The 22,769-nt window shown below is 48.4% G+C and carries 16 protein-coding genes, 1 tRNA gene and 3 rRNA genes; all 20 read right to left on the bottom strand.

Annotated elements, in window-relative coordinates; genetic code table 11:
* Positions 1-30: 30 nt before the first annotated feature.
* Entirely contained in the window at positions 31-489 is a 459-nt protein-coding gene (locus ASL14_RS15625) for a Mini-ribonuclease 3 (protein WP_134912295.1), read from the bottom strand.
* The gene (cysS, locus tag ASL14_RS15620) at positions 486-1,889 is read right to left on the bottom strand and encodes a cysteine--tRNA ligase (protein ID WP_134912293.1); all 1,404 of its coding nucleotides are present in this window, start codon (positions 1,887-1,889) and stop codon (positions 486-488) included. Before cysS ends, ASL14_RS15625 begins: the two co-directional genes overlap by 4 nt.
* A 24-nt stretch (positions 1,890-1,913) precedes the next feature.
* Positions 1,914-2,594: a serine O-acetyltransferase gene (gene cysE / locus ASL14_RS15615; RefSeq protein ID WP_134912291.1), complete on the bottom strand. Its 681-nt coding sequence runs from the start codon at positions 2,592-2,594 to the stop codon at positions 1,914-1,916.
* 485 nt (positions 2,595-3,079) lie between these two features.
* Positions 3,080-4,540 carry a glutamate--tRNA ligase gene (gene gltX, locus ASL14_RS15610; RefSeq protein WP_134912289.1) on the bottom strand — a complete coding sequence of 487 codons (1,461 nt, stop codon included), beginning with the start codon at positions 4,538-4,540 and terminating at the stop codon, positions 3,080-3,082.
* A gap of 24 nt (positions 4,541-4,564) precedes the next feature.
* Complete coding sequence (gene ispF, locus ASL14_RS15605) at positions 4,565-5,056, bottom strand: 2-C-methyl-D-erythritol 2,4-cyclodiphosphate synthase (protein ID WP_134912287.1); 492 nt, start codon at positions 5,054-5,056, stop codon at positions 4,565-4,567.
* Entirely contained in the window at positions 5,053-5,751 is a 699-nt protein-coding gene (gene ispD / locus ASL14_RS15600) for a 2-C-methyl-D-erythritol 4-phosphate cytidylyltransferase (RefSeq protein ID WP_134912286.1), read from the bottom strand. Before ispD ends, ispF begins: the two co-directional genes overlap by 4 nt.
* A gap of 70 nt (positions 5,752-5,821) precedes the next feature.
* Entirely contained in the window at positions 5,822-6,907 is a 1,086-nt protein-coding gene (locus tag ASL14_RS15595; RefSeq protein WP_134912284.1) for a PIN/TRAM domain-containing protein, read from the bottom strand.
* A 191-nt stretch (positions 6,908-7,098) separates the two neighbouring features.
* Positions 7,099-7,845: a CDP-diacylglycerol--serine O-phosphatidyltransferase gene (gene pssA / locus ASL14_RS15590; RefSeq protein ID WP_134912282.1), complete on the bottom strand. Its 747-nt coding sequence runs from the start codon at positions 7,843-7,845 to the stop codon at positions 7,099-7,101.
* 54 nt (positions 7,846-7,899) lie between these two features.
* The gene (gene disA, locus ASL14_RS15585; protein ID WP_134912280.1) at positions 7,900-8,976 is read right to left on the bottom strand and encodes a DNA integrity scanning diadenylate cyclase DisA; all 1,077 of its coding nucleotides are present in this window, start codon (positions 8,974-8,976) and stop codon (positions 7,900-7,902) included.
* Positions 8,977-8,988: 12 nt separating this feature from the next.
* Entirely contained in the window at positions 8,989-10,362 is a 1,374-nt protein-coding gene (radA, locus tag ASL14_RS15580; RefSeq protein WP_134912279.1) for a DNA repair protein RadA, read from the bottom strand.
* 313 nt (positions 10,363-10,675) lie between these two features.
* Positions 10,676-13,120 (bottom strand): ATP-dependent protease ATP-binding subunit ClpC, encoded by a 2,445-nt coding sequence (gene clpC, locus ASL14_RS15575; protein WP_134912278.1) that lies wholly within the window; start codon positions 13,118-13,120, stop codon positions 10,676-10,678.
* A 44-nt stretch (positions 13,121-13,164) separates the two neighbouring features.
* The gene (locus ASL14_RS15570) at positions 13,165-14,229 is read right to left on the bottom strand and encodes a protein-arginine kinase McsB (RefSeq protein ID WP_134912277.1); all 1,065 of its coding nucleotides are present in this window, start codon (positions 14,227-14,229) and stop codon (positions 13,165-13,167) included.
* Positions 14,230-14,258: 29 nt separating this feature from the next.
* Complete coding sequence (locus ASL14_RS15565) at positions 14,259-14,783, bottom strand: protein-arginine kinase activator protein McsA (protein ID WP_134912276.1); 525 nt, start codon at positions 14,781-14,783, stop codon at positions 14,259-14,261.
* 63 nt (positions 14,784-14,846) lie between these two features.
* Positions 14,847-15,311, bottom strand: coding sequence for a CtsR family transcriptional regulator (locus tag ASL14_RS15560; RefSeq protein WP_134912275.1), 465 nt, complete (start codon positions 15,309-15,311; stop codon positions 14,847-14,849).
* Between the two features lie 569 nt (positions 15,312-15,880).
* Positions 15,881-17,068, bottom strand: coding sequence for a GNAT family N-acetyltransferase (locus tag ASL14_RS15555; protein WP_134912274.1), 1,188 nt, complete (start codon positions 17,066-17,068; stop codon positions 15,881-15,883).
* 164 nt (positions 17,069-17,232) lie between these two features.
* Positions 17,233-17,349: ribosomal RNA gene (gene rrf, locus ASL14_RS15550) — 5S ribosomal RNA — on the bottom strand.
* Between the two features lie 105 nt (positions 17,350-17,454).
* A 23S ribosomal RNA gene (locus ASL14_RS15545) occupies positions 17,455-20,383 on the bottom strand.
* Between the two features lie 265 nt (positions 20,384-20,648).
* A tRNA-Ala gene (locus ASL14_RS15540) sits at positions 20,649-20,724 on the bottom strand.
* A gap of 98 nt (positions 20,725-20,822) precedes the next feature.
* A 16S ribosomal RNA gene (locus ASL14_RS15535) occupies positions 20,823-22,380 on the bottom strand.
* Together the 16S, 23S and 5S rRNA genes with 1 tRNA gene alongside form the textbook arrangement of a ribosomal RNA operon.
* Positions 22,381-22,539: 159 nt before the next feature.
* Positions 22,540-22,692, bottom strand: a complete 153-nt coding sequence (locus ASL14_RS27410; RefSeq protein ID WP_189338165.1) for a hypothetical protein — start codon at positions 22,690-22,692, stop codon at positions 22,540-22,542.
* Positions 22,693-22,769: the final 77 nt, after the last annotated feature.

The raw sequence follows: 22,769 nt of genomic DNA, 5'->3' as shown, positions 1-22,769 counted from the left end.
GCTCAATGCATTTGATCCGCTCGTTCCCAATTAAGATTTTTCTGTATTTTCCATTTGTGCAATGCCGTACGTAATCAATTCTCTCATTCTGTCCAAACGTCCGTCACAATAAAGAAAACCGAACAGTCCCTCCAGCGCAGTAGCATGACGATACTCAAGCACATCAGCATTTTTGGGCAGGCTTCCTGACTTGGCATTTCTGCCTTGTCTAACAATATCACGTTCTTCCTCCGTCAGTACCGTCTCCAGCAGCGTGAGCATACGGCTCTGCGCCTTGGCAGAGACTAGCCCTGTGGCTCGCCGATGTAAATGGTTCGGGCGCAGATTGGGCTGCGCCAGCAAATATTGCCGCACCGCAACCTCATACACGGCATCGCCAATGTAAGCCAGCGCAATCGGCGGCATCAGGCGGGCCGGCTTGGACGCAGGATACGGGAACCAGTTTCCCGCACCTTCCGAAGCTCCCGTATTCAATGGCTTATCACTCATTTTCGCCGCCACCGCATACCCTGTGCTGTATCCTCAAGCACGATTCCTTTGGCAGCCAGCAGATCGCGAATTTCATCGGCTCTGCCCCAGTTCTTGGTTTTGCGTGCCTCGACACGTTCCGCAATCAATTGTTCAATTTCATCATCCAACAATTCTTCTCTCGGTTCCGCATAAATACGAAGTACGTTGTTCATCGTATGAAAGGTATGCAATACAGCCTTCAATTCCGCCTGATTTACGACATCGCGCTGCAACAGATGATTCGCTTCGCTAACCCAGTCAAATACAGCAGTAATCGCGTCAGGTGTATTGAAATCATCATCCATTTTTTCGCCAAACTGCTGCAAGATCCCGTCAAGCTTGGCTTGCAGTTCCACTGACACTTCCCCGTTGCCTTCCAGCGCATTGGCTAAACGATGCTTCACGTTGGTAACTGCATTGGCAATCCGTTCGACACTATTCTCCGCCTGACTCATCGTCTCTTGGTTGTAGTTCAACGGATTCCGGTAATGAGTCGAAAGCATAAAATAGCGTAAAGCCTCTGGCTTGTGACGAGCGCGCAAATCTTTTACCAAAATACCATTACCGAGTGATTTCGACATTTTTTCATTATCAATGCGAATATATCCGTTATGCATCCAGTAGCGAGATAATGGCTTACCCGTAATCACTTCGGATTGTGCGCATTCACATTCATGATGCGGAAATTGCAGATCCTGTCCGCCCCCATGAATATCCAGTGTATCCCCCAAATAATGGCGAGCCATAGCAGAGCATTCGATATGCCAGCCTGGTCGTCCATCTCCCCAAGGGCTCGACCAATAAATTTCGCCCGGCTTCGCTGCCTTCCAGAGTACAAAGTCCTCGGCATTTTCCTTGCGTTCATCCACATTGATGCGAATTCCGAACTGAAGCTCTTCCAATTTTTGACCTGATAGTTGTCCGTAATCTTTGAACTTTTTGGTCCGATAGAACACATCGCCATCATTCTCATAGGCATAGTCTTTGTCTACCAATACCTTAATAAAATCAATAATCAGGTCCATGCTCTCTGTTACACGAGGGTTCATGCTGGCAGCAGGAACATTCAATCCTGCCAGATCCTCATGGTAGGCAGCAATAAATCTCTCAGCAACTGCCGAAACATCCATATCAAGTTCCCGAGCTTTGCGGATTAATTTATCATCGACATCCGTAAAATTCACCACATAGTTTACATCATAGCCCAAGTACTCTAGGTAGCTGCGCACCACGTCAAATACAATTACAGGTCGTGCATTGCCAATATGAATGTAATCATACACGGTAGGTCCACATACATACATTTTAACCTTTCCAGGCTCCAGTGGCACAAAAGGCTCCCGACTCCTCGTCATTGTATTATAAATTTGAAGCGGCATTGTTATGTTCCTCCCTCATGAAAATCATCCTTGTATTTTATTCTCTTGGGCCACCTGATGTTTCTGAGCGGATCGCCCATCCTTCAAATCAGATATTTCTGCACGCAATCGTTCTATTTCCAGTTGAAGCTCCCGCATAGAATCCACGACCGGATCGGGTAACTGGTGACTAAGTCGATCTGGACGTCTACCGTCCTGTCTGACAACCCGTCCCGGGATACCCACCACCGTACTGTTTGGCGGCACCTCTTTTAGCACAACCGAGTTGGAGCCAATGTTGGACTGCGCCCCAATCGTAAAAGAGCCTAATATCTTGGCCCCAGAGCCTATAACCACATTATTCCCAATCGTAGGGTGGCGCTTCCCTTTCTCTTTCCCCGTCCCTCCAAGAGTGACCCCCTGGTATAATACGACATCATCACCAATCTCGCAGGTTTCCCCAATGACAACTCCCATGCCATGGTCAATGAACAGCCGATCTCCAATACGAGCACCGGGATGGATTTCAATCCCTGTCATAAACCTCGATACTTGCGATATAAAACGAGCTAGAGTACACCAGTTTCGCAGATAAAACCAATGTGCGGTTCGATGTGCCCAAAGTGCATGAACGCCGGAATACGTAAAAATAACCTCCAGCTTGCTCCGGGCGGCCGGATCATTATCCAAAACAGTCTGAATGTCGGATTTGATATGTCTGAACATGTCGCCCCTCCTATTTCCCCCATTTCCTTGCCGCATCTCCACACCACTCCGCGTTTCGCCAATTTTTGCATTCGACAGCACGCTTCGACATTTTTCACCTTTAACAAGTTTGAGTCTGATAAAAATGAAAAAGCGCCTCCGCAGCCTAAGCTGCAGAGACGCATGAACGTGGTCCCACTCTGCTTCGGGCATACCTGCTGCATATAAGCAGAGAAGCCCGTCTTTGGCGTCCGGTAACGAGAACGATTCGGCACACCCTTGCCACATCAGCAGTCGACGCTAATTGGGTTCGGGCGCACGGCTCCCAGGCGCATTTCCTCCGCAGGTCATCTGGACGGCTTCCAGCCCCGGGGTTCCCCTCGGCCGTCCTCTCTGGCAAATGCCCTTATGCAGTGTACTTCTCCTGTTCTCAGCCTTTACACGTAAATATCAATCCGTATCAATGGAGTCATTATAGCGAAAAGACAACAAATTGACAAGAAATATCAGCCTTTAATTTGTGCCTTGAGACGGTCCAGGACCTTGTCACGTCCGAGCAGGAAGATCGTTTCGTTCAAATCGCGTCCATGAGTTTGACCTGTAAGGGCCACACGAATCGGCATGAACAACTGTTTCCCTTTAAAGCCAGTTTCCTTTTGAACTTCCTTGATCAGCTTGGCCATTTGTGGAGCGGTAAATTCCTCGCTCACTTCAACCTTGCCAGCAAAGGCTTTAAGTACTTCAGGAACCTGCTCTTCGGCCAATACTGCCGCCGCTTCAGCATCAAGCTCCAGATGCGAACGGAAAAACAGCTCAGACAAAGCCACAATGTCGGACGCAGAGGTCATTTGTTCCTGATATAAGCGAACAAGAGCCTTAGCCCAATTCTGTTGTTCCTCCGATAATTCATTCGGTAACAGCCCCGCTGCTTGCAAATGAGGAATCGCCATACCAGCAATCCGCTCAGGATCGGCTTTTTTAATATAATGATTGTTCAGGTAAGCCAGCTTGTTCGTATCAAAGACAGCCGGACTTTTGGACAAACGGTTAGGATCGAAAATCGAAATCAATTGTTCCCGGTCATAAATTTCTTCTTCGCCTTCCGGGGACCAGCCCAGCAGCGCAATAAAATTGAATATAGCTTCTGGCAAGTAGCCCAATTTGTCGTACTGCTCCATGAACTGAATAATGGACTCGTTGCGTTTGCTAAGCTTTTTGTGATCATCGCCCACGATCAGTGTCATATGACCAAAGATTGGAGGCTCCCATCCAAGCGCTTCAAAGATCATCAATTGTCGCGGTGTATTGGAGACATGGTCCTCGCCCCGCAACACATGTGATATTTTCATCAAATGATCGTCTACTGCTACAGCGAAGTTATATGTCGGAATACCGTCTTTTTTGACGATAACAAAATCGCCGCTTTCCTTCGAATTAAACGTAATTTGGCCTTTGACCATATCATTAAACGTATATTCGCGATCTTCTGGTACGCGGAAACGGATACTTGGTACACGACCCTCCGCTTCGAATGCCTGACACTGTTCCTCCGTCAGATCACGGTGTTTCCCGGAGTAGCGTGGTGTCTCCCCACGTTCCGTCTGTTCTTCACGTTCGCGTTCCAGTTCTTCTTCGGTGCAGTAACAGCGGTAAGCCAGGCCACGATCCAGCAGATCCTGCCAATAGGTTTTGTATATATCCAAACGTTCAGTCTGACGGTAAGGTCCATACTCGCCTCCGACATCCACGCTTTCATCCCAATCCATACCCAGCCATTTCAGATATTTAAGCTGGCTCTCTTCCCCGCCTTCAATGTTGCGTTTGACATCTGTATCTTCAATACGAATAATAAATTTGCCACCTTGGTTCCGAGCATACAAATAATTAAACAATGCCGTTCTGGCATTTCCAATATGCAGATGCCCTGTTGGGCTTGGGGCATAACGTACACGAACTTCCGTGCTCATAAAATCTCCTCCAAATCTAAGTTCTCAAGATGATAGCATACCCTTTACAAGACAGACAACCGATTGAGCCGCGATTCCTTCACCCCGCCCGGCAAAGCCAAGCTGCTCCGTCGTAGTTGCCTTAACGTTTACTTGGGAAGGATCTTCTGCTTCCAACGCACGAGCGATAACTTCATTCATCTGCGGGATGTAAGATGCCATTTTGGGCTTTTGCGCAATAATCGTAGAATCAATATTCCCCAAGCGGTATCCCCGCTCTTTGGCCAAACTCCATACATGCTCCAGCAACTTGAGACTGTCGGCATCCTTGAATTCGGGATCGTTATCCGGAAAGTGCTTCCCGATGTCACCCAGACCGAGCGCGCCCAGAATAGCGTCGCTAACCGCATGCAGCAGCACGTCAGCATCGGAATGACCCAGCAATCCCTTTTCATAAGGAATATTCACGCCCCCGATAATGCACGGCCTTCCTTCAACCAGTTGATGGACGTCAAACCCTTGTCCCACTCTGATCATCTGATATCCTCTCCCTCTGTCTTTACCCATAACGCCGCCATATCCAAATCCTCAGGCGTGGTAATTTTGATGTTTTTGTAGCTGCCCTGAACGACAGTGACTGGAATCCCTAATCGCTCCACCAGCATAGAATCGTCCGTCCCCAAAAATCCCGCCTGGTCCGCTTTCTCATAGGCCCGCAGCAGATCAAAAAGACGAAAAGTCTGTGGCGTTTGAATACTCCACAGACTTCGGCGATCCGGCGTTGCTGTAATGATACCATCCCCGTTCACTTGCTTGACTGTATCCTTTACAGGCACCGCCGCTACAGAAGCACCGGTACGCATAGCTGTCTCCAGGCACGAACGTATAAGCTCAGGTTGAATGAGTGGACGCACACCATCATGCACCATCACCCAATCTGCTTGCAGGTGGCTCAGACCGCGATATACCGAATGCTGGCGTTCACTGCCACCAGCCACCACTTGTACATCCTTGCTGATCCGGTATTGACGAATCCATTCTTGGCAGCGCTCGACATCTTCTGCCCCCGTCACCATCACCATTTCATCCACTTCGGGCATGGCTGCGAATATTTCAAGTGTATGTATGAAGATGGGCTTGTCCCGCAAAAGCAAAAATTGCTTACTTTCCGGCGTTCCCATACGGGAGCCGCGCCCGGCCGCCACAATGACGACTCCTACCCGATTGTTCATTGAAATGACTCCTGCCTTGATCGCATCTGGACGATCCGTATGATTACACATCTACTTCATCATACCGCGTTTATTGAGCTTTTTCCAATAATTTCGGTTTGGCAAAAATCATACGCCCCGCAGAGGTCTGAAGTACGCTTGTAACCAGCACCTCCATCAGCGAACCGATGTAGTCACGTCCGCCTTCCACAACGATCATCGTACCATCATCCAGATAGGCCACACCTTGCCCATGCTCCTTGCCGTCTTTGATAATCTGCACCATAATTTCCTCACCGGGCAGCACTACAGGCTTCACTGCATTTGCCAAGTCATTAATATTCAGCACCGATACACCTTGAAGCTCGCACACCTTATTCAGGTTAAAATCGTTCGTTACCACCTTACCCTGTAGCACCTTTGCCAGCTTGACCAGCTTGCTGTCGACCTCTGAAATCTCCTCAAAATCGCCTTCGTAAATCAATACATTTACATCCAACTCTTTTTGAATCTTGTTCAAAATATCCAGACCTCGCCGCCCGCGGTTACGCTTGAGCAAATCCGACGAATCTGCAATATGCTGAAGCTCCTCCAGCACAAATTCCGGAATAACAATCGTGCCTTCGATAAAACCCGTCTTGCAAATATCCGCAATACGTCCGTCTATAATCACGCTGGTGTCCAAAATTTTATGTTCCTCCAGCTTGCGTTCTTCCACACCCGTATGTCGACCAAAAAATCCCGAACTCCAAAATGAGGACAGCTCGTCCCGCTTTTCCAGTCCGACCATCACACCCACATATCCGCATACGATGGTAACAGCCGTTTGAATCAGTTGACCTGGTGCCCCCAGCCATGACAAGAGCGGGTAAACTGCTAAGGAAAGGATCAAGCCCACCGCCAATCCAATCGCACCTGCCATCATCTCGTTCATTGGAATCCGTACCAAACCTTCGATCCCCTGCTGTAAACGATTCGCCACAGCTGTTCCGGCGAGCGAACATCCAGCCATAAATAACACAGCTCCCGCAATCATCCAAACAGCCATTCCCGGTAAAGAACCATCACTCAACCACTGGGGCAGCCATGATACGATACCTTCTACCCGATGGTATAACGTATAGCCGAACCATGCTCCGCACAATCCTGTAAAAGTTAAAATAGCCTTTCTTAACATCGAGTCTCTATACCTCCTTTGTTTTCTTTTTGCACCCTGATATTTATTGGTTATACATCACTTTCCCTACCAGTATGATCCAATTCTCCCGCAACTAACCCTATGTATTTGATTTTTTATGCATAAAAAAAGCATCTATCTCCCTGAAATGATTCAAGGATATAAATGCTTTATTGTTTTCTCGCCTAATTCTAATGTTGTGAATGACGGTATTGGTCATCCTGTTCTTCCTGAGTGGAACGTCCCCGTCCGCGCCCGCGTCTACGTGACAGCTTACGGATGTTCAGTTTCATGCCATACAATGCATACAGCACCAACGGTACGAAAATCAGCTTCGATAATTGATCCGGGAATTTAACTGCCAGTACAACGGCAGCAACCACAACCCATGGAGCGATCCAGATCGCTTTCTTCGGAAGGCCCACCTTTTTTAAATTCGGATATTTCATCGAGCTGACCATCAAATAAGAGACAAGCAGCATCGCAACCGACATGTATAACATAGAGACATCATTATGAAACAAAGATAAAGTCGCCAGCACTCCACCTGCTGCCGGAATCGGCAAGCCTGTAAAATAACCCGGGACACCGGGACGTACATTAAAACGAGCCAAACGTAACGCTCCACACATCGGAAAAATAGCCGTAACCGTCCAGGCCAAAGCCGAATTAGCATCATGAAAAGCAACCATGTACATAATAACTGCGGGAGCTACACCAAAAGATATCATATCTGATAAGGAGTCAAGTTCTTTACCGAATTCGCTCTGGGCATTTAGCGCCCGGGCCATTCGTCCATCCAGTCCGTCCAACAACATGGCGACAATAACCATAATAGCGGCAAGACTGTATTTTCCGTCTACGGCCAATAGAATGGCGATCATTCCGAGAAACAAGTTACCCAAGGTACACATGTTCGGAATTGATTTGGTAATCATCTCTTCACCTCAATGTATGAATTGTTCCATTATAATCCTTTCACTGTATTACATTTACATTTGCCTGTCAATGAAAACTTGTTCCTGCAATCGTTTGAGTCCCTCTTTAATGGTACGCGCACGGACTTCTCCAATGCCATCTACTTCATCCAGTTCTTCAATCGTCGCTGTCATAACATGCGGAAAACGTCCAAACCGCTCCACCAGATTGTGAATGATCACATTCGGTAGACGTGGTATCTTGTTCAGCACCCGATAACCGCGCGCCACGATATATTCTTCTGATGTCGCAGCCGAAGACGGGTATCCCAGCAAACGTACAATATGATTTGCATCCAGCAGCTCATCGTCCGTGGAACGCTTGAGGCCCAATATAATGCCACGAATTTTCTCATCGCTATCGTCTTTGGCATAATCCTTATACAGTAGCCAGGCCTCTTCCTCGATATTACTGACAAGCTCATCCATCTGCATGCTAATTAAACGGCCCTCATTCCCAAGCTCGTTAATAAATCGTTTGATTTCCATTTTGATGCGCAGCACCATTTCGATCCGTTGGATAACATTTACCACCTCGGGCATGGTCACTAATTCTTCAAATTCGGATGCCGTCAAATTCGTCGAGGCTTGCCCCAACACGGATCTATACTTTTCCAGCGTCTGAATGGCCTGATTGGCTTTGGTTAAAATAACTCCGATTTCCTTGAGAGCGTATCTCAGCGTTCCCTGATACAATGTAATAATATTACGCCGTTGGGAAATGGACACGACTAACTTGCCAGTTTGCTTGGCAACCCGCTCCGCTGTCCGGTGACGAATACCCGTTTCAATCGATGAGATAGAAGAATCAGGAATCAATTGCGTATTTGCGTATAAAATCCGTTTCAAATCCTCACTCAGTATGATGGCACCGTCCATCTTAGCCAGTTCATACAAATAGTTCGGTGAAAAATCACAGTTAATCGAGAAGCCGCCGTCCACGACCTCCATTACCTCCGGGCTATAGCCAACGACCAGAAGAGCGCCCGTTTTGGCGCGCAGCACGTTTTCCAGTCCGTCGCGAAAGGGAGTTCCCGGTGCCACAAGCCGCAGCAAATCATTCATTTTATCCAGTTGGCTCGCTTCTTTCATTCTCATTGCCCCCTAATCTAATGCGGCTGCCAATGCATCTGCCACCGTTCCTACTCCTACAATTTGTATCCCTTTCGGATGCGTCCAGCCCTTCAAACTCTTCTCCGGCATAATCACCCGTTTAAAACCCAGCTTCTCTGCTTCCCGCACACGCTGCTCCGCTCGGGATACAGCGCGCACCTCACCCGTCAACCCCACCTCGCCAAAAATCACATCGTACGGCTTGGTAGGCGCATCCCGAAAGCTGGAAGCAATACTCACCGCTATAGCCAGGTCCACCGCTGGTTCATCCAGTTTTACGCCCCCGGCCACATTTAGATACGCATCCTGATTTTGCAAAAACATACCCATCCGCTTTTCCAACACGGCTATAATCAATCCCATTCGGTGATGGTCAACCCCTGTACCCATTCGGCGCGGAGAAGGAAAATGTGTAGTCGCAATCAGCGCTTGCAGCTCAACTAATACAGGTCGGGTTCCTTCCATACTGGCGACGACTGTGGAACCAGCCACCCCTAGAGGTCGTTCGGACAAGAACAGCTCGGAAGGATTCGACACCTCACGCAAGCCGCTTTCAGCCATTTCAAAAATACCAATTTCATTCGTAGAGCCAAAACGATTCTTAACCGCACGCAACAGCCGATACGTATGATGGCGCTCTCCTTCAAAATAAAGCACACAATCGACCATATGCTCCAACAGACGCGGGCCTGCAATGGCCCCTTCCTTGGTTACATGTCCTACCAGCACCGTTGCAATACCTAATCCCTTGGCAATCCGCATAAAACGTGAAGTACATTCCCGTACCTGTGCTACACTCCCCGGCGCACTCGTCACCTCAGGCAAATATACAGTCTGGATAGAGTCAATCACCAGAAACTCCGGTTTCAAGCTGTCTACCGCTTCTTCAATCGTCTCCAAATTCGTCTCACATAATACGTATAAATTGGGGGACAAGGCACCGAGACGGTCTGCACGCAGCTTCGTCTGACGAACGGATTCCTCACCTGACACATAAAGCACCTTTAAACCGGTTAAAGCCAGCTCATTCGATGTCTGTAGCATAAGCGTAGATTTTCCAATCCCCGGATCACCGCCCACCAGAACGAGTGAACCCGGCACCACGCCTCCCCCGAGCACGCGATTCAATTCGCCAATTCCCGTCAAAATTCGTGCTTCTTTGCCACTCTCCACTTCGATAATAGGAAGCGGTTTATCTTTTGTGCTATGAGTAAGAAGGGAAGAACCCATTCCTTGAGTTTTAACAACGCTTTCCGTTTCCTCCACCATGGAATTCCATGCCTGGCATCCGGGACATTTTCCATACCATTTGGGCGATTCATAACCGCACTCCGTACAGGAAAATTTAGTTTTCACTTTAGCCATACTTTGTTCCTTGGCTCCTTATATGACAACGATCAATGTCGGATTTATCTTCACACAGCCCGGAAAGAGCTGTAACAATAAAAGTTTACCATTGAAGCTTGGCGGACGTAAAGCGATATCACAAACTTTTCCAAAGCACTTATCCGACCGTTCCACAGTGCTTTATGCACAAAAAGGGTGCCTTCGCCACAGCTTTTCAGCCTGCGAGACACCCTTTCTGACCACTTTTATTGTGCTAACCTATCGTACTTCTGTCCTTTTGGGCAAAAGCCGAGGATTATCGTTAACTCTTATTGCCTACTCAGTACAATGCTCAGGACTTCGCAGATACGTTATCCTTTTTCGTTACGGTCAACGCACCGTTCTCTTCATCAATGAAGAGAGAATCACCTTTAGTGATATTACCCGACAGCAACTCCTCGGACAGACGGTCCTCGATATGCTTCTGGATTGCACGACGCAATGGACGCGCACCATACGCCGGATCAAAGCCTGCCTTCGCAAGGAATGCCTTAGCCTTGTCTGTCAACTCAAAGTCCACCTCGTACTCATTCAGACGCTTACGCAGCTCTTCGGACATAAGCGACACGATTTCGGCAATGTGTTTTTCTTCGAGAGAATGGAAAACGATAATTTCATCAATCCGGTTCAAGAACTCGGGACGGAAGCTTTTCTTCAGTTCATCCATCACTTTGCCCTTCATGTTATCGTAATCCGCTCCAGCGTCCACAACAGCTGTAAAGCCGAGCGTTGAGTTACGTTTGATCGCCTGTGCACCCACATTGGATGTCAGGATGATGAGTGTGTTGCGGAAATCGACAACACGGCCTTTAGAATCCGTCAGACGTCCATCTTCCAGCACTTGCAGGAGAATGTTGAACACTTCTGGATGTGCTTTTTCAATTTCATCCAGCAGTACGACAGAGTAAGGTTTACGACGTACCTTCTCAGTCAATTGACCGCCTTCTTCATATCCAACATATCCTGGAGGCGCTCCTACCAGACGAGACGTGGAATGTTTCTCCATGTATTCGGACATATCGATTCGGATAACCGCATTTTCATCTCCGAACATGGATTCAGCCAACGCGCGTGCCAGCTCGGTTTTACCAACCCCGGTTGGACCGAGGAAAATAAAGGAGCCGATTGGACGCTTCGGATCTTTCAGTCCGGCACGTGCCCGGCGAATAGCCCGGCTAACTGCCTTAACTGCTTCATCCTGCCCAATGACCCGCTCATGCAACAACTCTTCCATGTTCAGCAAGCGATGCGTTTCTTCCTCTTTCAGCTTGCTGACCGGAACACCTGTCCAGATCGCAACGACCTGAGCAATATCCTCCGGTGTTACTTCGGAATCTGTACGTCCCTGTTGCTCTTTCCATTGGTTTTTCGTAACATCCAGCTCTTCACGAATTTTCTGCTCTGTATCACGCAGTGCAGCCGCCTTTTCGAACTCCTGGCTTTGTACAGCCGAATCCTTTTCCTTACGGATATCTTCCAGACGGTTTTCCAGCTGTTTCAGGTCTGGCGGTACCGTGTAGGAATTCAGCCTTACCTTGGAGCCTGCTTCATCAATAAGGTCAATTGCTTTATCCGGCAGGAAGCGGTCGGTGATATAACGATCCGACAATTTTACTGCCGCTTCAATGGCTTCATCCGTAATTTTCACACGGTGATGCGCTTCATAACGGTCACGCAGGCCATACAAGATTTGAATAGCTTCTTCTGGAGAAGGCTGATCTACCGTAATCGGCTGGAAGCGACGTTCCAAAGCAGCGTCCTTCTCAATATATTTGCGGTATTCGTCCAGCGTTGTCGCACCGATGCATTGCAGCTCGCCACGTGCCAGAGCAGGCTTTAAAATGTTGGAGGCATCAATTGCACCTTCCGCTCCACCTGCACCGATCAGCGTATGCAGCTCGTCAATGAACAGTACGATATTTCCGGCCTGACGAATCTCGTCCATAATCTTTTTCAAGCGATCCTCGAATTCACCACGATATTTGGTACCTGCTACCACAGAACCCATATCCAGTGTCATAACACGCTTGTCACGCAGCGTTTCGGGAATCTCATTGGCAATAATTTTTTGAGCCAGTCCTTCGGCAATTGCCGTTTTACCTACCCCTGGCTCACCGATCAGAACCGGATTGTTCTTCGTACGGCGGCTGAGCACCTGAATTACACGCTCAATTTCCTTACTACGCCCAATGACAGGGTCCAGATTGTTTTCCTTCGCAGATGCCGTCAAATCACGTGCCAAGCTGTCCAGCGTTGGTGTGCTGACATTAGCCGGAGCACCGTGATGGCTGGAAACAGCCTCGCTGCTGCCAAGCAATTGAAGCACTTGCTGACGTGCTTTGTTCAGGCTGATACCCAAGTTATTCAGTACACGGGCTGCTACACCTTCGCCTTCACGGATAAGACCGAGCAAAATATGCTCTGTACCTACATAGGTATGGCCCAGCTTACGAGCTTCATCCATAGACAGCTCGATAACCTTTTTGGCGCGTGGAGTATAGGCAATGTTCGTCGGTTGTTCTTGACCGCGTCCAATCAGCGTTTCCACTTCATCCTGAATTTTTTCCAGTCCTAGCCCTAAACCAATCAAGGCTTTCGCTGCAATTCCTTCACCTTCACGAATGAGGCCGAGCAAAATGTGCTCCGTGCCAATGTTGTTGTGTCCCAATCGAACAGCTTCTTCCTGAGCCAAGGCAAGCACTTTTTGTGCGCGTTCCGTAAATCTTCCAAACATCATATATCCTGCACCTCCACAGTGTGTATTTCAGATCATTCTATATATTAAAGGGTTGTGCCTAATTTTTGCCGGATCAGCTTCGCCCGGTACATATCGCGCTCACCGGTATTCATTTTATCACCAAAGCTTTTTTGCAGAAATCCGGGTTGCGTCATCACATTCAGCTCATTCATCGCTGCGGTGGATGGACGCTCCAAAATCCCCAAGTCCACGCCAAGACGTACATCGGACAACCGCTGTGCGGCCTCCTTGGAATCCAGTACCGCTGCATATGACAAAATACCGAATGAACGCATCACCCGATCTGTAATCCGCAGCATGGACTCATTCATCAGCCGTTCCCTGGCGGAACGTTCGTGCTCTATAATTTGCAGCACAACGCCATGCAGATTTTCGATAATTTCCGCTTCGGTTTGTCCCAGTGTAATCTGATTGGATACCTGAAACAGATTGCCGACCGCTTCGCTGCCTTCACCATAAATACCGCGAACGGTAAGACCTACCTGTGAAACAGCAGACAAAATGCGGTTAATCTGATGAGTCATGACCAGTGCGGGCAGATGCATCATCACTGAAGCTCTCATCCCTGTGCCAACATTCGTCGGACAACTGGTCAGAAAACCTCTACGATCATCAAATGCATAATCGACATGCGCCTCAAATGCATCATCAATAACCATAGCACGTTCCCAAGCTTCTCTAACCTGACATCCCGGATATAAGCACTGGATACGCAGATGATCCTCTTCGTTTATCATAACACTAACCGATTCATCATCGCTAATCAAAACAGCACCGTTACGAGATTCGTTCGCCAAATTAGGACTAATCAAATGCTTCTCAACTAGCACCTGCTTGTCGATCTCATCCAACTCGGATATTTTCAGGGTATGAAAGGTACCAAAGCGTCCTAAATCATCATACTGAAGGATATCCGTCAAGCGTTGAAGTGCTTCTTCCGACTGCTGGTTGGTAGCAAGCATGGGAAAAGGCAGATGCTGCAAGTTACGCGCAATTCTCACCCGGCTACTAATGACAATCTCTGAATCCGCAGCATCACCACGCATCCAATCACTTAGCGGCTTTTCCGTAAACCGGATATTAGGCATTACGCATCCCCTCCTACTCTTCACAAACTTTACTCTTCAGTCATTTCTTTTTCAAGCTCTCTGATTTGATCCCTAAGCTCAGCGGCTGATTCAAATTCTTCCTGTACAATATGTTGTTGCATCTCTTTTTTCAGATCGTCAATTTGCCGTTTAACCTTCAATCGACCTCCGGTGCGAACCGGAACCTTGCCCACATGGCTCGTATTGCCCTGCACACGCTTGAACAACGGGTCCAGACGGCTGTCAAAATATTGATAGCACGACGGGCACCCAAAGCGTCCCAGCTTACTGAACTGTGCATAGGTCATGCCACACTCCTTGCATTGCAGGTTCTGCGGACCGCTATGGCCTGGCGACTGGCTCTTTGTACTGGATTCGAAATCCAGCATACCCGACAATAGGCTATGAATTGAAAAGCCATTAGGTGTACCAGGGATCATCTCCCCTTTTTCCTTCGCACACGTCTCACAAATATGAAACTCTGTCTTTTCGCCATTCACAATTTTGGTGAAATGCAAAGTTGCCGGCCGTTTATTACATTCTTGGCACAGCATAAAAGCACCTCCTTCAGCGTCAGGATTTTTACAAATCCCTACATCCAAATCTTGAATCACACGCTATCTGGCCACCAGCAACGAAATCAGCATAGCCTTAAGCAGCCTTGCCCGTAGCTGGTCACGATAGGGAAGCTTCAGCAATAATGTGTCCCTTGATAAAGCGGCCTTCATTAAACCAGCTTCCCTTTTGCTTAAAAAACGGGCTTCCTCCAACTGATAAATCAGTCCTTCCGCTGCCGATTGACTAATTTCCTCTCCAATGCTTTGATGGAGATGGGTATGGATCGCATGCTGTGCGGGCAGTTGAATTCGCTGAATGCGAATGTATCCCCCACCACCGCGCTTACTTTCCACCACATAGCCTTTTTCCAGCGTAAAGCGGGTACTGATTACATAATTAATTTGCGACGGCACGCAGGAAAAGCGGTCAGCCAAATCATTACGCTGAATTTCCACTAAACCTTTGGGACTTTCCAGCAATATGCTCTTCAAATATTGTTCAATAATATCGGAAACATTGCGCATTTCATCATCCTCCACTAACGGAAACGCAAATATTCAGTACATTTCACGCTCCACAGAGTCCGCCGTATATTGAACTTAACCAAACGGTAAAGTCAGTAATCTAAGCCAGTAGCGGAGCTAATTCACCCTCCGTCCTCACTTAAAAACATCCCGTTTAGCTTCTAGTGTGACCTTTATTCGTAATAGATCATACACCTTTCCTCACGCCCATGAGATTACAGTGGATGTTTATCAACAAATCAGGTCTATCTTTTCATGCTGTGTTGGTGTCAATGTATTATATACGGCTAAAAACTCAGCGTATTCACACCATTCTAATGAAGCACTACAGGCTCCATTGACTTTGACTTTCTTTGACTATATTCACATTATAGCACAAAATATATTTTTGCCAAGGGGTCAATATCATTTTTCGCAATCTAATTATGTTTTATACAATATAAGAAAAACTCTTCCCTTTACGGAAAGAGTTCTGAAAAATATCGTTAAAATCATCCACACCTTATAAAAGGTATTTAAGCTATATTCCCTAAAAAATGAAGACTCAAGAGCATTTAAGATCGTTACAATTAGAAAAAATCCAGCAAAAATGTTTGTGTTACCGGTATTACACGTTCTAATGCAGATACAGACTCGCTGCGCCCTGTAATACGACTCCACTTATACAGATCATCAGGCCGCTGATAGCCAAGCATCAGGGTGGTCAGCGATTGGATACTCACACTCAAGTCAGCTTCTATTGCGTCCTCGGAAGAACTGTTTGAATCCACTCTGTCCAAATGTCCTTGCCCTTCCGCGGTGACCGTCAATGTCCATATTCCTTCATTCCATGGAGCATATCGATCTGTCAGATATAAGTTCAAATGTGTTTCCTCTCCAATGGCCTCAAAAGGATATTTCTCCACAAAAGCAGCAGCATCTACAATACGGCCCATAAAATAAGGCACTGTTTCCTGCTGAATTCGTGGATCATCCAGTAGAAATGGCAGCTTATCATCGGCCGGAATGTAAATGAATTTACCTTGGGTTATCATCGAATCATGATTGGCAAAATACGTCCACAACGCCCGCCGTGCCGTTTCATTAATATATACCAGTTCGTCGCAATTCAATTGCTTATCTTCAATTTTGTATAAAGCATATCCCTGAGGATCGCCTGCTTCAGAGTAGTACACTGCGGTCCGGTAGTTTTTATTTAATGTCCGCTCTTGCCACCATTCCTTGTTTCGTACCAGTGTACCATTATAACGCGAAGCATAGGCTTGATACACTTGGTCCAGATCAGAAATATCCTTCACATCCCGTTTGACCGTTCCTTCGGTTTTAAGCTTGGCAGGGAATTTATCGGTCGGAATGATATACTTTTTGTATTCAATATACGTTTCCCATCCAAATTTACGATAGAAGGCAAAGGAGAAAGGATGTAAAAAAGAAAGACTCTGCCCCGCATCCTTCATCTCTTCAAGCGCATGCGTTAAAAGGCGTGAAACCAGACCCCCGCGCCGTTTTTCCGGCCACGTTGCCACACCAGCGATGCCCCCCATGTCAAAAACCTGACCTTGTATGTATACCTGTAGCGGTAACAAAGTCAGCTTCGCATTCAAGTCCGTTCCGTCGAATATCCCCCAAGTTTGTTCTGGTTTGAATTTCTTTTTGGATTTCTCCAGATCCTCCGGGGACATTGTAAACTGAAAAGCATATTGAGACAACTCAATAGCAGCTTCAAATTCCTCACGTTGTAATTGCCTGATTTCCATAAGTTTGTCACCTCGCTCGCATACTTGGACTTCCACAAAAAGATCACACCTTTAGAGTGTCGCAAAGCCTTGGTTCTCTGTCAACCTTAGGAACAGATGGTTATAGTAAAAATGTATAAAAAAAGAACCACAATCTCAAGGAGATCATGATCCTTCTTACTTTTGCTTGGCGACGTCCTACTCTCCCAGGACCCTGCGGTCCAAGTACCATCGGCGCTGGAGGGCTTAACGGTCGTGTTCGGGATGGGTACGTGTGGAACCCCTCCGCTATCGCCACCAAACATGAATTTACATCGTAAATTCGCCTATACGTATGTATCTTCTACATACCTTCAAGGTGTTACACCCTGAAAACTGGATCCGAAACTCCATTGCATTTTATTCTTTAGGATAAGCCCTCGACCGATTAGTATTGGTCAGCTCCATGCATTACTGCACTTCCACCCCCAACCTATCTACCTCGTCGTCTTCAAGGGGTCTTACTAATTGGGAAATCTCATCTTGAGGGGGGCTTCACGCTTAGATGCTTTCAGCGCTTATCCCTTCCGTACATAGCTACCCAGCGGTGCTCCTGGCGGAACAACTGGTACACCAGCGGTACGTCCATCCCGGTCCTCTCGTACTAAGGACAGCTCCTCTCAAATTTCCTACGCCCACGACAGATAGGGACCGAACTGTCTCACGACGTTCTGAACCCAGCTCGCGTACCGCTTTAATGGGCGAACAGCCCAACCCTTGGGACCTACTTCAGCCCCAGGATGCGATGAGCCGACATCGAGGTGCCAAACCTCCCCGTCGATGTGGACTCTTGGGGGAGATAAGCCTGTTATCCCCAGGGTAGCTTTTATCCGTTGAGCGATGGCCCTTCCATGCGGTACCACCGGATCACTAAGCCCGACTTTCGTCCCTGCTCGACTTGTAGGTCTCGCAGTCAAGCTCCCTTCTGCCTTTGCACTCTTCGAATGATTTCCAACCATTCTGAGGGAACCTTGGGGCGCCTCCGTTACTCTTTAGGAGGCGACCGCCCCAGTCAAACTGCCCACCTGACACTGTCCTCGTACCGGATCACGGTACCAAGTTAGAACCTAGATACGATCAGGGTGGTATCCCAAGGATGCCTCCTCTCAAGCTGGCGCTCAAGTCTCTTAGGCTCCCACCTATCCTGTACAGATCGTACCCAAATTCAATATCAAGCTGCAGTAAAGCTCCATGGGGTCTTTCCGTCTTGTCGCGGGTAACCTGCATCTTCACAGGTATTAAAATTTCACCGGATCTCTCGTTGAGACAGCGCCCAAGTCGTTACGCCATTCGTGCGGGTCAGAATTTACCTGACAAGGAATTTCGCTACCTTAGGACCGTTATAGTTACGGCCGCCGTTTACTGGGGCTTCGGTTCATAGCTTCGCCCCGAAGGACTAACCACTCCCCTTAACCTTCCAGCACCGGGCAGGCGTCAGCCCGTATACTTCGCCTTACGGCTTCGCACAGACCTGTGTTTTTGCTAAACAGTCGCTTGGGCCTTTTCACTGCGGCCCCCTCGGGCTATTCACCCTACCGAGGCACCCCTTCTCCCGAAGTTACGGGGTCATTTTGCCGAGTTCCTTAACGAGAGTTCTTCCGCGCGCCTTAGAATTCTCTTCTCGCCTACCTGTGTCGGTTTGCGGTACGGGCACCTTCTCCTGGCTAGAGGCTTTTCTTGGCAGTCTGAGATCATGACCTTCGCTACTGTAATTTTCGCTCCCCATCACAGCCCAGCCTTACGATGTGCGGATTTGCCTACACACCAGCCTCACTGCTTAGACGGACATCCATCAGTCCGCGTCACTACCCTACTGCGTCACCCCATTGCTCATAACGGATTACGGTGGTACAGGAATTTCGACCTGTTGTCCTTCGACTACGCCTATCGGCCTCGCCTTAGGTCCCGACTTACCCTGAGCGGACGAACCTTCCTCAGGAACCCTTAGGCTTTCGGCGGATCTGATTCTCACAGATCTTTTCGTTACTCATACCGGCATTCTCACTTGAATGCAGTCCAGCGCTCCTTACGGTACACCTTCAACCCGCATTCAACGCTCCCCTACCCCTGATGCATAGCATCAAGCCATAGCTTCGGTGGCGTGTTTAGCCCCGTTACATTTTCGGCGCAGAGTCACTCGACCAGTGAGCTATTACGCACTCTTTCAATGGTGGCTGCTTCTAAGCCAACATCCTGGTTGTCTGTGCAACTCCACATCCTTTCCCACTTAACACACACTTGGGGACCTTAGCTGATGGTCTGGGCTGTTTCCCTTTCGACAATGGATCTTAGCACTCACTGTCTGACTCCCGGAACTAAGTCTATGGCATTCGGAGTTTGACTGAGCTTGGTAACCCTTGCGGGCCCCGCACCCAATCAGTGCTCTACCTCCACGACTCTCTTTTCCGAGGCTAGCCCTAAAGCTATTTCGGGGAGAACCAGCTATCTCCGGGTTCGATTGGAATTTCTCCGCTACCCCCACCTCATCCCCGCATTTTTCAACATGCGTGGGTTCGGGCCTCCAGTGCGTGTTACCGCACCTTCACCCTGGACAGGGGTAGATCACCCGGTTTCGGGTCTACGTCCACGTACTCAAGTCGCCCTATTCAGACTCGCTTTCGCTGCGGCTTCAGCTCTTCACCTTAACCTTGCACGGGAACGTAACTCGCCGGTTCATTCTACAAAAGGCACGCCATCACCCATACATAGGGCTCTGACTTCTTGTAAGCACACGGTTTCAGGATCTATTTCACTCCCCTTCCGGGGTGCTTTTCACCTTTCCCTCACGGTACTGCTTCACTATCGGTCGCCAGGGAGTATTTAGCCTTGGCAGATGGTCCTGCCGGATTCATACGGGGTTTCACGTGCCCCGCACTACTCGGGATCCGTCTCGGAGGGAACAGGTTTTGAATTACAGGGCTTTTACCTTCTCTGGCGGGCCTTTCCAGACCTCTTCATCTAACCGGTTCCTTTGTAACTCCATGTGAGACGTCCCACAACCCCAAGGAGCAAGCTCCTTGGTTTGGGCTAATCCGCGTTCGCTCGCCGCTACTGACGGAATCACTATTGTTTTCTCTTCCTCAGGGTACTTAGATGTTTCAGTTCCCCTGGTATGCCTCTGTTCTGCCTATGTATTCAGCAGAAAGTGACTGTCGATGAAGACAGCCGGGTTTCCCCATTCGGACATCCCCGGATCAAAGCTTGCTTACAGCTCCCCGAGGCTTTATCGTTGTTCGCCACGTCCTTCGTCGGCTCCTGGCGCCTAGGCATCCTCCGTGTGCTCTTTGTAGCTTAACCTAGACTTTTCTTTCAAAGAAAGAAAATATCAATGTTCGATAAAGAATGATGTTTGCCAAAGGCAAAAGATCTTTCCTTACCTGCTACCTTTATTTCACTTGTTTACACAAGATCAGCGTAAAGGAATATTCTAAAACGCAATTTCGTTTCGGTATCCAGTTTTCAAGGTGCAATACTGTTTCAAGGAAACAGTAACCTGTGTGATTATCAGCCCAACTCCGAAGAGTGGATGATCATCATGCAGTTTTTTTGATGAAGTTGTAATTGGTGGAGCCAAGCGGGATCGAACCGCTGACCTCCTGCTTGCAAGGCAGGCGCTCTCCCAGCTGAGCTATGGCCCCTCACAAGTTCCATCAAAACTGAACAAATGGAATGATGATGTTTTGAAGCTTACGCTTCATATTTGAATGTTTCCGTTGCAGGAAACGATTCTCCATAGAAAGGAGGTGATCCAGCCGCACCTTCCGATACGGCTACCTTGTTACGACTTCACCCCAATCATCTACCCCACCTTCGGCGGCTGGCTCCCTTGCGGGTTACCCCACCGACTTCGGGTGTTGTAAACTCTCGTGGTGTGACGGGCGGTGTGTACAAGACCCGGGAACGTATTCACCGCGGCATGCTGATCCGCGATTACTAGCAATTCCGACTTCATGCAGGCGAGTTGCAGCCTGCAATCCGAACTGAGACCGGCTTTTCTAGGATTCGCTCCAGATCGCTCTTTCGCTTCCCGTTGTACCGGCCATTGTAGTACGTGTGTAGCCCAGGTCATAAGGGGCATGATGATTTGACGTCATCCCCACCTTCCTCCGGTTTGTCACCGGCAGTCTGCTTAGAGTGCCCAGCTTGACCTGCTGGCAACTAAGCATAAGGGTTGCGCTCGTTGCGGGACTTAACCCAACATCTCACGACACGAGCTGACGACAACCATGCACCACCTGTCTCCCCTGTCCCGAAGGAAAGGTCTATCTCTAGACCGGTCAGGGGGATGTCAAGACCTGGTAAGGTTCTTCGCGTTGCTTCGAATTAAACCACATACTCCACTGCTTGTGCGGGTCCCCGTCAATTCCTTTGAGTTTCAGTCTTGCGACCGTACTCCCCAGGCGGAATGCTTAATGTGTTAACTTCGGCACCAAGGGTATCGAAACCCCTAACACCTAGCATTCATCGTTTACGGCGTGGACTACCAGGGTATCTAATCCTGTTTGCTCCCCACGCTTTCGCGCCTCAGCGTCAGTTACAGCCCAGAGAGTCGCCTTCGCCACTGGTGTTCCTCCACATATCTACGCATTTCACCGCTACACGTGGAATTCCACTCTCCTCTTCTGCACTCAAGCTCCCCAGTTTCCAGTGCGACCCGAAGTTGAGCCTCGAGATTAAACACCAGACTTAAAGAGCCGCCTGCGCGCGCTTTACGCCCAATAATTCCGGACAACGCTTGCCCCCTACGTATTACCGCGGCTGCTGGCACGTAGTTAGCCGGGGCTTTCTTCTCAGGTACCGTCACTCTTGTAGCAGTTACTCTACAAGACGTTCTTCCCTGGCAACAGAGCTTTACGATCCGAAAACCTTCATCACTCACGCGGCGTTGCTCCGTCAGGCTTTCGCCCATTGCGGAAGATTCCCTACTGCTGCCTCCCGTAGGAGTCTGGGCTGTGTCTCAGTCCCAGTGTGGCCGATCACCCTCTCAGGTCGGCTACGCATCGTCGCCTTGGTAGGCCATTACCCCACCAACTAGCTAATGCGCCGCAGGCCCATCCATCAGTGACAGATTGCTCCGTCTTTCCTCCCCTCCCCATGCAGGGAAAGGATATATCCGGTATTAGCTACCGTTTCCGGTAGTTATCCCAGTCTGATAGGCAGGTTGCCTACGTGTTACTCACCCGTCCGCCGCTAGGTTGTTGTAGAAGCAAGCTTCTACAACAACCCCGCTCGACTTGCATGTATTAGGCACGCCGCCAGCGTTCGTCCTGAGCCAGGATCAAACTCTCCATTAAAGACCAACCGAAGTTGGTATATAGAAAGAGCGATATGCTCATTTTTAATGCTAGCGATTCTTCTTTAATATAAAGAAGAAATCTTTATTTTCATCATCCATTTGTTCAGTTTTCAAAGAACTTGTCTGTTCTCGTTTCTTCAACGAGCCAGGAATTAGATCATATCATGTCGGTTGCTTTCTTGTCAAATCTTTTTTTGATTTTCTTTTCAGCATCCTCCGCTTCGAGAAATGTTATTCTCAAAGCAACGTCTAATAATGTAACATGCCTAAAGTTATTTAGCAAGCATTTTTTATTTTTTTTCCACAGCATAATACCTCCTACTTTAAACAGTAGATAACAAAACAGCCACCCCGTAATAGAACGGAATGGCTGTACTCTTGCAAGCT

It is taken from the genome of Paenibacillus sp. IHB B 3084, assembly GCF_001447315.1.
Taxonomy (GTDB): domain Bacteria; phylum Bacillota; class Bacilli; order Paenibacillales; family Paenibacillaceae; genus Paenibacillus.
The sequence above is the reverse complement of the archived record's forward strand: the minus strand, read 5'-3'. Positions and strand labels throughout refer to the sequence as shown.

Excerpts from the sequence above, each read along its gene's own strand:
- ASL14_RS15625 (WP_134912295.1), bottom strand. The coding sequence starts at position 489 with ATGAGTGATAAGCCATTGAATACGGGAGCTTCGGAAGGTGCGGGAAAC.
- cysS (WP_134912293.1), bottom strand. The coding sequence starts at position 1,889 with ATGCCGCTTCAAATTTATAATACAATGACGAGGAGTCGGGAGCCTTTT.
- cysE (WP_134912291.1), bottom strand. The coding sequence starts at position 2,594 with ATGTTCAGACATATCAAATCCGACATTCAGACTGTTTTGGATAATGAT.
- gltX (WP_134912289.1), bottom strand. The coding sequence starts at position 4,540 with ATGAGCACGGAAGTTCGTGTACGTTATGCCCCAAGCCCAACAGGGCAT.
- ispF (WP_134912287.1), bottom strand. The coding sequence starts at position 5,056 with ATGATCAGAGTGGGACAAGGGTTTGACGTCCATCAACTGGTTGAAGGA.
- ispD (WP_134912286.1), bottom strand. The coding sequence starts at position 5,751 with ATGAACAATCGGGTAGGAGTCGTCATTGTGGCGGCCGGGCGCGGCTCC.
- ASL14_RS15595 (WP_134912284.1), bottom strand. The coding sequence starts at position 6,907 with ATGTTAAGAAAGGCTATTTTAACTTTTACAGGATTGTGCGGAGCATGG.
- pssA (WP_134912282.1), bottom strand. The coding sequence starts at position 7,845 with ATGATTACCAAATCAATTCCGAACATGTGTACCTTGGGTAACTTGTTT.
- disA (WP_134912280.1), bottom strand. The coding sequence starts at position 8,976 with ATGAAAGAAGCGAGCCAACTGGATAAAATGAATGATTTGCTGCGGCTT.
- radA (WP_134912279.1), bottom strand. The coding sequence starts at position 10,362 with ATGGCTAAAGTGAAAACTAAATTTTCCTGTACGGAGTGCGGTTATGAA.
- clpC (WP_134912278.1), bottom strand. The coding sequence starts at position 13,120 with ATGATGTTTGGAAGATTTACGGAACGCGCACAAAAAGTGCTTGCCTTG.
- ASL14_RS15570 (WP_134912277.1), bottom strand. The coding sequence starts at position 14,229 with ATGCCTAATATCCGGTTTACGGAAAAGCCGCTAAGTGATTGGATGCGT.
- ASL14_RS15565 (WP_134912276.1), bottom strand. The coding sequence starts at position 14,783 with ATGCTGTGCCAAGAATGTAATAAACGGCCGGCAACTTTGCATTTCACC.
- ASL14_RS15560 (WP_134912275.1), bottom strand. The coding sequence starts at position 15,311 with ATGCGCAATGTTTCCGATATTATTGAACAATATTTGAAGAGCATATTG.
- ASL14_RS15555 (WP_134912274.1), bottom strand. The coding sequence starts at position 17,068 with ATGGAAATCAGGCAATTACAACGTGAGGAATTTGAAGCTGCTATTGAG.
- ASL14_RS27410 (WP_189338165.1), bottom strand. The coding sequence starts at position 22,692 with ATGCTGTGGAAAAAAAATAAAAAATGCTTGCTAAATAACTTTAGGCAT.